The organism is Amycolatopsis circi, assembly GCF_003385235.1.
GTDB classification, from domain to species: domain Bacteria; phylum Actinomycetota; class Actinomycetes; order Mycobacteriales; family Pseudonocardiaceae; genus Amycolatopsis; species Amycolatopsis circi.
This window is the reverse complement of record NZ_PQIA01000033.1, coordinates 64669-74289: the sequence shown is the minus strand read 5'-3', so window position 1 is coordinate 74289 and position 9621 is coordinate 64669. Positions and strand designations below refer to the sequence as shown.

Below are 9621 nucleotides of genomic sequence, written 5' to 3'. Positions count from 1 at the left end.
CTTCCCAGGATGGGACGCGCTTGCTGCGGGCGTCGCCGTCGTTGGACAGGCCGAGCATGCCGCCGCATTCCCAGGGCTGCCAGCCGCGCATCCGGTACAGGTACAGCGCGCGGTAGTCCTGCTCGCGGGGGGCGGCCTGGTCGGGGCGGCCCTGGCCGCCGACGCTGCGCCAGGTGGGGAGGTCGAACTGGTAGGCGCCGAAGTAGCCGTTGCCGGTGTTGATCGAGTAGCGGCCGCTCGACTCGCACATGCGGAGCTTGGCCCAGGTGTCCGAGGCGGGGTCCGCGGAGGCGGCTCCGGTGACGACGAGTTCCATGCCGAGGACGGCGACCACGAGCAGCAAGGCTCTGGCGGCGGCCCGTCTGGCAGTGCGAACGCGGTTGGTCATGCCACGCACACTAAGCACGCGACCCATCGACCACAAGAGTCACACCACGCTCAGCAGTCTCACATGACACGCCCGGATATCCCGGCAGCGACACGCCCGGCGCGGCGTGTCGCGGGTTCCGGCGCGCGGCGTGGCGGAAACCGGAAGCGACGAACCGGACACGGTTTGCCCCCTTCGGCGGTACCGGGCGGGCCCGCGCCAGTAATGTCCGGCGCGACCTGGAGATTCATGACCGAACGAGGAGCCGTGGATGACGCTGGCCGAGACCCGGGACAGCAAGCGGGAACGGTGGGGCTGGTACTTCTACGACTGGGCCAACTCGCCGTTCTATTCGTCGGTCACGACGGTGTTCGGCGCGCTGTATATGAGCACTGTCGCGGCCGCGGACGCGAAGCAGAACATCACCCTTAACGGGGACAGGGCTTGTCTCAACGCGTCCGGAGCGGACGACAAGCTGAACCACTGCGACGTGTCGCTGTTCGGCCTCCACTTCCCGGCCGGTTCGCTGTGGGGCTACCTGCTGTCGGTGGCGACCGTGGTGCAGGTTCTGGTGCTGCCTATCGCGGGCGCGGTGGCCGACCGAAGCCGCAACAAGCGCAAGATCCTCGGCGGGTTCGCGGTGCTGGGCGCGGTGGCGTCGGCGCTGATGTTCTTCATGGCCGGTTCGGACTGGCAGCTGGGCGCGGCGCTGTTCATCGTCGCGAACATCGGCTACGGCGGTTCGCTGGTCGTCTACTACTCGTTCCTGGTGGACATCGCGACGCCGGACGAGCGCGACGACGTTTCGGCCAAGGGCTGGGCGTTCGGCTATCTCGGCGGCGGGCTCGCGCTCGCGCTGCAGCTCGCCTTCTACCTCAGCCGCGAGTCCCTCGGCATCGACACCGGCCTGGCGGTGCGGATCTGCTTCCTCACCTCGGGGATCTGGTGGGCCGTCTTCACTGTCCCGACGCTGCGGCGACTCCCCCGCGTCCACGTGCCGGCCGCGGCCGAACGCGGGGTTTCGGTGCTGCGGTCGGGGTTCCGCGAACTGCGCCAGACGCTCGGCGAGGCGAAGGCGTATCCGCTCACGCTCGCCTTCCTCGGCAGTTACCTGCTCTTCGCGGACGGAATCAACACCGTCGTCACGGTCTCGGCGCAATACGGGAAGGACGAGCTGCGGTTCTCCGACGAAGTGTTGATCATCACGGTGCTGGTGATCCAGTTCCTCGCCTACGCGGGCGGCGTCCTGCACGGTCTGCTCGCGCGACGCCTCGGCGCGAAGCGGACGATCCTGGTCAGTCTCGTGCTCTGGGTTGTGGTGCTCGGCGGGGCGTACTTCGTGCAGCCGCGGCAGCCGTTGCAGTTCTTCGCGGTGGCGATCGGCATCGGGCTGGTGCTGGGCGGGACGAACGCGCTGGCCAGGTCGTTGTTCAGCCAGATGATCCCGGCCGGGAAGGACGCGCAGTACTACTCGCTCTACGTCGTGGGCGAGAAGGGCACGTCGTGGCTGGGGCCGCTGGTGTTCGCCGGCGTCGGGCAGGCGACCGGGTCGTTCCGGCTGGCGATCATCGCGCTCGTGGTGTTCTTCGTGCTCGGGTTCGTCTTCGTCGCGCTGGTGCCGGTGCGGCGCGCGATCGCGGCCGCCGGCAACCGTCCGCCGGAGGTGCTGTGAGGCCCAGATAGGGTCGGTCGTCGTGACCGCTGCAGACGACGTTGTTCTCGAGGACCCCACCGACGCGCTTTCCGCGGCCCCGCCCGCCGGGGCCCGGCGCAACGGTCCCCCGCGGGGACGGCTGAAGTTCTGCTACGGACCGATGGACTGCGGGAAGTCGACGCTCGCGCTGCAGATCGACCACAACCACGCGCGCCAGGGCCGCCGCGGCCTCGTGCTGGTCCGCCACGACCGGTCCGGCGCGCCGCAGATCACCAGCCGGATCGGCATCGCGCGGCGGGCGACCGAGGTCGCGACCGGCACCGACATCCGGGACCTGGTGCGCGAGCAGTGGGCGCGCGGGCAGCACGTCGATTACGTGATCGTGGACGAGGCGCAGTTCCTCTCCCCCGCACAGGTCGACCAGCTGGCCGAACTCGCCGACGAGGCGGGCATCGACGGGTACTGCTTCGGCATCGCGACCGACTTCCGCAGCCGGCTGTTCCCCGGGGCCGCCCGGCTGTTCGAACTCGCCGACGAACTGCAGCCGGTCCAGGTCGAGGTGCTCTGCTGGTGCGGGCTGCCCGGCCGGTTCAACGCGCGGGTCCGGGACGACGTGATTCTCCGTGACGGAGACACCGTTGTGGTGGCAGATACCGAACACTCCGTAGTTGAACCTTCAGCTTCAGCACGGTCTGATGCCGAAACGGTCACGGTCCGTTATCAGGTACTGTGCCGTCGCCACTTCCGCTCGGGGGATCTGGGACCCGCTGTCGCCCAGTACGGTCAGTTACGGTTGTCCTAACGCTAACCTAACTAGCCCGACTGGGGGATATCCGCACTAAGAAGGCGGTATCCGCGTCACGTCAGAGGGCGAAAGGACTCCCTCTGGAGGAAGCTGAAGACCACGGGTGACGCAGCTCATCGTGAGCAGCGACATGGCGTGCCGGGAATCCCCCGGATGCCTCGTTCGTTGCATAGGGTGAGCATCACCCTGGCTCCACCCGGAGCTGACTGAAAGGAATCCCACTATGGCCGACCGTGTTCTCCGTGGAAGCCGGCTGGGAGCGGTCAGCTACGAGACCGACCGCAATCACGACCTCGCTCCGCGCCGTACCGTGCGCTACTCCTGCCCCAAGAACCACGAGTTCGAGGTGCCGTTCTCCGACGACGCCGAGATCCCGACGGTGTGGGAGTGCCGCCTGCACGGCAGCGAATCCGAGATCGTCGACGGCGGGCAGCCCGAGCAAAAAAAGGTCAAGCCCCCCAGGACCCACTGGGACATGCTGCTGGAGCGCCGCTCCATCCCCGAGCTCGAGGACCTGCTGAACGAACGTCTCGCCGAGCTCAAGGGACGCCGGACCAGCCGGTCCGCTTGAGCCTCGGCCAGTAGCTGGCTCCCACCACCGAACAGGAACGGCCCCCGCGACCTCCCCCCGCGGGGGCCGTTCCGCGCAATGCCAGGGACTTAAAGCGGCGCTGTGGGTGCGGTTCGACGCGTGCTTGTCCTGGTCGTGGGGTTGGCGACGCCGGCACAGGGTTTGCTGTCCGTGAGGGGAACCCTGAGGGACTCTGAGTCCCTCAGGGTTCCCCTCACGGACGCGCGGAAGCGGCCAAGTGAGTGCTCGCGGTCGCGTCCGGGCATCCGTTCGCCCGCCGGGAGTTCGTTACCTTGGAAGACCTCGGCCGCGACACGGTCCTGCGCGCCGCGCACCCGCCGCCCGCCTACTGGCGGGAGCCGCCCGAACCGTGGACGACGCCCGCGGGTGTCCCGATCACCCGCGGGCGCACCTATCGCACCTTCCAGGAACTTCTGCTGGTCATCGGCGCGGGCGAAGGAATCTGCCCGCTCGCCGCGCACGCCGAGGAGTACTTCGCGCGGCCGGGCATCGCTTTCGTGCCGTTCCGCGACACCCCGCCCGCCCAGTGGGACTGATGTGGCGCGGTGCCGGGGAAACCGCGCTGGTCAAGGCGTTCGCAGCGACAGCCGCCGAGCACCGGCCCTAGCCAAGGCCCACACCGCGAACGCGCACCCGGCGAACGCCGCGCCCAGGACGCTGGAACCGGTCCAGCCCGCCGCCGCGAACGCAGTAGTCGTCGTGGCCGCGCCCAGGGCGGAGCCGAGCGAGTAGAAGATCATGTAGCCGCCGATGACGCTGCTGGTGCGGTCCGGATGCGCCGCGGTCAGCAGATGCTGATTGCTGACATGCACCGCCTGCACGGCGAAATCGAGCACCAGCACTCCCAGGCCCAGCAGCCACAGCGACGGCTGCCCGACCGCCAGCCACGACACCGCCAGCAGGACCAGCGCTCCGCCTGTGACGAGGCTCGCGCGTCCCCCGTCGGCCCAACGTCCCGCACGGGCGGCGCCCAGCGCGCCTGCCAAGCCGACCAATCCGAACAGGCCGATCTCCGCGGTGCTCAGGTTCCACGGAGCTGTCGCGAGCGGCAGCGACAGACCGCTCCACAGCGCGCCGAACGAGGCGAACAGGAAGAAGGCGATCAACCCCCGCGAGAGGAACAACGGCTCGCGGAACAGGCCGCCGAGAGAAGTCAGCACCTCCCGGTAGGTGGTGCCGTCGCGGCGCGGATCCGGCGGCATGGTCTTCAGCACGAGACCGGCGAGCGCCACCAGCAGCACCGCGAGCGCGGCATAGACGCTGCGCCAACCCCACAATTCCGCCAGCGCACCGGCGGCGACGCGTGCGCCGAGAATGCCGATGACGACGCCGGAGGTCACGACGCCGAGCGTGCGGCCGCGTTCCTCGGGCGTGGACAGTGCGGCGGCGTAGGCGACTGTCGTCTGCACGACGACCGCGAACAGGCCCGCGAGCACCAATCCCGTCAGCAGCAGCCAGGTTTGGCCGGCGGCTGCGGCGAGTACCGCGCCGACGGCGGTCAGCAGCAGGTGCCCGGCGATGAGCTTGCGCCGGTCGACCAGATCGCCGAGCGGGACCAGCACGGCGAGTCCGGCCAGGTAGCCGAGCTGTCCGGCGGCGACGATCCAGCCCAGTCCGGCGTCCGGCACGCCCAGGTCCTGGCCGATCTGCGCCAGAACCGGCTGAGCGGCGTAAATGCTCGCGACGGCGACCGCGCACACCGCGGCGAACACCGTCCGGCGGCCCGTGGTGAGGCCCATGGCTCCCCCAATCAGTAGCGAATTGCAACTGATCGCACCGTACGGCAGAATGGTTTCAAAGAGCAACTCATCAAGGAGGCGTGCGATCGTGGGCGAGAACCCGGCCTGGACCGACCCGTCGTGTCCGGTGGCCCGCACCCTGGACCTCGTCGGCGACCGGTGGAGCCTGCTGATCGTGCGCGACGCGATGGACGGCGCGCGCGCGTTCACCGACTTCCAGCAGCGCACCGGCATCGCCCGCAACATCCTCACCGACCGGCTGCGCCGCCTGGTCGAACGCGGCGTCCTCGACCGGCAGACCGCGGAGTCCGGCAAACGGCAGGTCTACTCGCTGACCTCGGCCGGGCGCGATCTGTTCACCGTCGTCGTCGCGCTCCGGCAGTGGGGCGAACGGCACGCCTTCTCCCCCGGCGAAGACCACTCCGTGCTGGTCGACGAGGCCGGGCAGCCGATCCCGCCGCTCAAGCCGGTCGCCGCGAGCGGCGCGGCAGCCGATGTCGAGACGACCTCGGTGCGCAAGGTCCGCTGAATCCCGCTCCGCCCCTTGCCCTCCGGACGCCACCGATCTAGTGTCAACGTACTGCTTGATAAAGAGATCGGTTGATAAAGATGACCGTTGACGAACGCGAGGACCGGCTGGACCGGGCGTTCACCGCGCTGGGCGACCCGATCCGGCGGGCGCTGATCGCCCGGCTGTCGCGCGGCGAGGCGACGGTGAACGAGCTGGCCGAGCCGTTTCCGGTGACGAAGCAGGCCGTGTCGCGGCACGTCCAGGTGTTGGAGGCGGCCGGGCTCATCACGCGCAGCCGCGACGGCCAGCGCCGCCCGTGCCACCTCAACGCCGCCGCCCTCGAAGAACTGACCAGCTGGATCGACGCCTACCGGCTGACCCGCGAACGCGAGTTCCGCCGCCTCGACAGCGTTCTCGAAGAGACCAAGGAGCAAGGCACATGAACCCGACCACCGTCACCGCCCAGCCCGGCAGCCCGTTCATCGAGGTCGTCCGCGAGTTCGACGCGACGCCCGCCCAGCTGTTCCGCGCCTGCACCGACCCCGACCTGGTCACCCGCTGGCTCGGTCCGCGCGACGTCGAGATGCGCATCGTGGAGTACGACGCGCACTCCGGCGGGGCGTACCGCTACGTGCATCGCGCCGTCGACGGCAGCGAGCACGTGTTCCACGGCGTCTTCCACGCGGTGGAGAGAGCCGAGCGGATAGTCCAGACCTTCGAATACGAGGGCGCGCCGGGCAACGTCAGCCTGGAAACGCTCGTCTTCGAAGACCTCGGCGGCCGGACGCGGCTGCGGACCCGATCGGTCTTCCCGAGCGTCGAGGCGCGCGACGCCATGGTCGCGAGCGGGATGGAACGCGGGATCCGCGATTCGATGGACCGGCTCGACGAACTCGCGCGCGACGCGGACCGGCCGGGAGCGACCCGGGTGGTCGTGGACATCTCGATGTCGCTCGACGGCTACGTCACCGCCCCGGGAGCCGGTCCCGAGCACGGACTCGGGATCGGCGGAGAACCGCTGCACGCGTGGGTGTCCGACCCGACGCCGCGCGACTCGGAAATACTGCACCGGTCGTTCACCGACACCGGAGCGGTGGTCATGGGCCGCGCCATGTTCGACGTCGTGGACGGCCCGAACGGCTGGGCCGACGAGGACGGCTACGGCGAGGGCGAGGACCGGATCCCCGCGCCGCCGGTGTTCGTCGTCACCCACGCCCGGCCCGAAAATGTGCGGCTGGGCGAGCGGTTCCGGTTCGTCACCGACGGCCTCGAGAGCGCGGTCGAGCAGGCTCGCGCGGCCGCGGCCGGAAAGGACGTCACCGTGGGCGGCGGCGGGTCGATCGCGTCGCAGGTCCTGCACGCCGGTTTGGCGGACGTGCTGCGGATCCACCTCGCGCCGATCGTCCTCGGCGACGGAACCCCGTTGTTCCCCAAGGGAAATCCCGGACCGCTGCGCCTGGAAGCGCTAGGTGCGGTGTCGACGCCGGGCGCCGAACACCTCACCTACCGCGTCCTGAACTAGCGGCCTTTCAGCCTCGGCCCAGCAGCTTCTTCAGCTGGGCCAGGCGGCGCTGCACGCCCCACTCCGCGACCCGGAAGAACGCCTCGGACATGATGCCGCCGCTCATCTTCGACACGCCGATCTCCCGGTCGGTGAAGGTGATCGGCACCTCGACGATGTCGAACCCGGCGTCCGCGGTGCGGCGCGTGAGGTCGATCTGGAAGCAGTAGCCGTGCGAGGCGACCTCGTTCAGCGCCAGCTTCTCCAGCACCGGACGGCGGTACGCGCGGAACCCGGCGGTCATGTCCGCCACCTTGATCCCCAGCGCGATCCGCGAGTACAGGTTCGCCCCGCGCGAGAGCAGCGTCCGGCGCAGCGGCCAGTTCACCGTGCTTCCGCCCGGCACGTACCGGGACCCGATCGACAGGTCCGCGTCGCCGACCGCGTCCAGCAGCCGCGGCAGGTCCTCCGGCGCGTGCGAACCGTCGGCGTCCATCTCCACGAACGTCGCGTAGCCGCGCTCCATCCCCCAATGGAACCCGGCGATGTAAGCCTTGCCGAGGCCTTCCTTCGCGGTGCGGTGCAGCACATGCACCCGCTTGTCCCCGGCCGCGCGCTCGTCGGCCAGCTCGCCGGTGCCGTCCGGGCTGCCGTCGTCGACGACGAGCACGTCGACGTCCGGGAGTGCCTTGTGGAGCCGGTCCAGCACCGGGCCGAGGTTCTCCCGCTCGTTGTAGGTCGGGATCACCACCAGCACCGGTTCGATCGTTTCGGCCCCCCGCGGCGCCTGCGCCATCCGTCTCCTCCGCATCCGGCGAGTCAGCCCGCCGCTTCCCCTGCTGTGGTCCCCGTTGTCACTGTCTTGCCGGTACCGCGCCGGGTGCGAAAACGGAGCACGAACCCGCCGGCGACACCCGCGATCGCCAACGCCAGCAGTCCGTACTCCGTCCACGCACCGATTCGATCCGACAGCGTAGTCTGCGTGCGCAGCGGCACGCGCCCGACCAGGGCATCCGCCGTGAAAAGCCCGGTGGAGCTGGTGATCGTCCCGTCGGGGGCGACGAACGCGCTCACCCCGGACACCGCCGACACCACGACCGCGCGCCCGTGTTCGACCGCGCGCAGCCGCGCCATCGCCAGCTGCTGGTAGCTCATCTCCCCCGGCCCGTACCACGCGTTGTTCGTCGGCACGACGAGCAGTTCGCCGCCCGCGTTCGTCGCGTCGCGGGCGGGGCCGTCGAACGCCGATTCGTAGCAGATGAACACGCCGATCTTGGCTCCCGCGACCGACAGCGCGGCGTTGGAGCCGTCGCCGGGACGCATGTCGCGAGTGTCGTCGATGAACGGCGTCACCAGCCGCGCGACGGCACGGGCGGGCACATACTCGCCGAACGGCACCAGATCCTGCTTCACGTAACGCTGACCCGGTCCGGTGTTCGGATCCCAGACGACGGCGGAGTTCTCCGCGGCACCGTCCGGCGTGCGCACGAGCGCACCGATGATGCCGGGGGTCCCGAAGGCCGACAGCATCTGGTCGACGCCCGGGTCGTCGCCGTCGAGCGGGGTCGAGGTTTCCGGCCACAGCAGCAGATCCGGCTTCGGTGCCTGTCCTGATTGGACCTTCTGCAGCAGGCGGGAACTCTCGGCGAGGGCGTTGGCGCGCAGCACTCCGCGCTGTCCCTGCAAGGCCAGGCCGATGTCCGGCGCGTTGCCCTGCACAGAGGCGACGGTGAGCGAACCGTTCTGCGCCTCGGTGCCGATCGTCGGCCACACTGCGAGCCCGGCCGCGGCCGGAAGGACCGTGAACACGGCAGGCCACACCAGTGCGCGGTCCCAGGCTGTGCGCGTGCGCCACAGCCTGCTTACTACGGCTGCGAGGCCGAAACCGGTGAGCACGACCGCGAAACCGACCAGCGGCGCGCCGCCGACCGACGCCAGCGACAGGAACGCGCCCTCGGGTTGGCTGAACGCGACGCGGCCCCACGGGAACCCGCCGAGCGGGAACCACGTGCGCGGCGTCTCGAGCGCGATGAACACCAGAGCGCCCCAGAGCGGCGCCAGCGGCAGCCGCGCCACGACCCGGATCAGCCAGCCGGCGAGTCCGAAGTAGAGCGACAGCGCGAAGGACAGCGCCAGCCACGGCAGCGGCCCGAAGTCGCGGCCGAGGAAGTCCTGCAGCCACACCAGCAGCGGCACGAAGAACGCCATGCCGAACACGAAGCCGTACCCGAACGCGCCGCGGAACGACCGTCCACGAAGGACCAGCGCGAACGCGGCGAACGCGATCGGGGCCAGCCACCACAGCGGGCGCGGCGCGAAGCTGAGGTAGTAGCCGTAGCCCGTCGCCGCCGTCGCCAGGACGCGCGCGAGCCAGGGCTTCCACGCCCGCTTTCGCTTGGTCTTGTGCGGAACGCCCGAATCGGCGTCCGCCACGCTCACTGCCACACCCGGA

The 9621-nt window shown here is 70.0% G+C and carries 11 protein-coding genes; 7 read left to right on the top strand and 4 right to left on the bottom strand.

Annotation, left to right across the window (positions count from 1 at the left end; all coding sequences use genetic code 11):
* The coding region (locus D0D37_RS17180) for a transglycosylase family protein (RefSeq protein ID WP_208720001.1) at positions 1-388 on the bottom strand (388 nt) is incomplete at its 3' end.
* Between the two features lie 250 nt (positions 389-638).
* Here D0D37_RS17180 and D0D37_RS17175 point away from each other — a divergent pair.
* The 4 genes from D0D37_RS17175 to D0D37_RS17160 all read left to right on the top strand — a co-directional run bounded on the left by D0D37_RS17175 (position 639) and on the right by D0D37_RS17160 (position 3954).
* Positions 639-2039 (top strand): MFS transporter, encoded by a 1401-nt coding sequence (locus D0D37_RS17175; protein ID WP_116201553.1) that lies wholly within the window; start codon positions 639-641, stop codon positions 2037-2039.
* 22 nt (positions 2040-2061) lie between these two features.
* The gene (locus D0D37_RS17170) at positions 2062-2823 is read left to right on the top strand and encodes a thymidine kinase (protein ID WP_116201552.1); all 762 of its coding nucleotides are present in this window, start codon (positions 2062-2064) and stop codon (positions 2821-2823) included.
* A 226-nt stretch (positions 2824-3049) separates the two neighbouring features.
* Positions 3050-3397: an RNA polymerase-binding protein RbpA gene (locus tag D0D37_RS17165; RefSeq protein WP_009078445.1), complete on the top strand. Its 348-nt coding sequence runs from the start codon at positions 3050-3052 to the stop codon at positions 3395-3397.
* A 242-nt stretch (positions 3398-3639) separates the two neighbouring features.
* Positions 3640-3954 carry a LysR substrate-binding domain-containing protein gene (locus D0D37_RS17160; protein ID WP_244223545.1) on the top strand — a complete coding sequence of 105 codons (315 nt, stop codon included), beginning with the start codon at positions 3640-3642 and terminating at the stop codon, positions 3952-3954.
* 30 nt (positions 3955-3984) lie between these two features.
* Here the strand turns inward: D0D37_RS17160 and D0D37_RS17155 are convergent, their stop codons facing one another.
* A complete protein-coding gene (locus tag D0D37_RS17155; RefSeq protein WP_116201551.1) occupies positions 3985-5157 on the bottom strand; it encodes an MFS transporter in 1173 nt (390 codons plus the stop codon).
* A 49-nt stretch (positions 5158-5206) separates the two neighbouring features.
* Between D0D37_RS17155 and D0D37_RS17150 the strand changes: the two genes are divergently transcribed.
* The 3 genes from D0D37_RS17150 to D0D37_RS48635 all read left to right on the top strand — a co-directional run bounded on the left by D0D37_RS17150 (position 5207) and on the right by D0D37_RS48635 (position 7190).
* The gene (locus D0D37_RS17150) at positions 5207-5686 is read left to right on the top strand and encodes a winged helix-turn-helix transcriptional regulator (protein ID WP_116201550.1); all 480 of its coding nucleotides are present in this window, start codon (positions 5207-5209) and stop codon (positions 5684-5686) included.
* A gap of 80 nt (positions 5687-5766) precedes the next feature.
* The gene (locus D0D37_RS17145) at positions 5767-6111 is read left to right on the top strand and encodes an ArsR/SmtB family transcription factor (protein WP_116201549.1); all 345 of its coding nucleotides are present in this window, start codon (positions 5767-5769) and stop codon (positions 6109-6111) included.
* A complete protein-coding gene (locus D0D37_RS48635; protein ID WP_116201548.1) occupies positions 6108-7190 on the top strand; it encodes an SRPBCC domain-containing protein in 1083 nt (360 codons plus the stop codon). Before D0D37_RS17145 ends, D0D37_RS48635 begins: the two co-directional genes overlap by 4 nt.
* A 7-nt stretch (positions 7191-7197) precedes the next feature.
* Here D0D37_RS48635 and D0D37_RS17135 read toward each other — a convergent pair whose 3' ends face one another.
* Entirely contained in the window at positions 7198-7965 is a 768-nt protein-coding gene (locus D0D37_RS17135; RefSeq protein ID WP_116201547.1) for a polyprenol monophosphomannose synthase, read from the bottom strand.
* A 23-nt stretch (positions 7966-7988) separates the two neighbouring features.
* Positions 7989-9614 (bottom strand): apolipoprotein N-acyltransferase, encoded by a 1626-nt coding sequence (gene lnt, locus D0D37_RS17130; RefSeq protein WP_116201546.1) that lies wholly within the window; start codon positions 9612-9614, stop codon positions 7989-7991.
* Positions 9615-9621 lie beyond the last annotated feature (7 nt).

Excerpts from the sequence above, each read along its gene's own strand:
- D0D37_RS17135 (WP_116201547.1), bottom strand. The coding sequence starts at position 7,965 with ATGGCGCAGGCGCCGCGGGGGGCCGAAACGATCGAACCGGTGCTGGTG.
- D0D37_RS17175 (WP_116201553.1), top strand. The coding sequence starts at position 639 with ATGACGCTGGCCGAGACCCGGGACAGCAAGCGGGAACGGTGGGGCTGG.
- D0D37_RS17155 (WP_116201551.1), bottom strand. The coding sequence starts at position 5,157 with ATGGGCCTCACCACGGGCCGCCGGACGGTGTTCGCCGCGGTGTGCGCG.
- D0D37_RS17150 (WP_116201550.1), top strand. The coding sequence starts at position 5,207 with ATGGTTTCAAAGAGCAACTCATCAAGGAGGCGTGCGATCGTGGGCGAG.
- D0D37_RS17145 (WP_116201549.1), top strand. The coding sequence starts at position 5,767 with ATGACCGTTGACGAACGCGAGGACCGGCTGGACCGGGCGTTCACCGCG.
- D0D37_RS48635 (WP_116201548.1), top strand. The coding sequence starts at position 6,108 with ATGAACCCGACCACCGTCACCGCCCAGCCCGGCAGCCCGTTCATCGAG.
- D0D37_RS17165 (WP_009078445.1), top strand. The coding sequence starts at position 3,050 with ATGGCCGACCGTGTTCTCCGTGGAAGCCGGCTGGGAGCGGTCAGCTAC.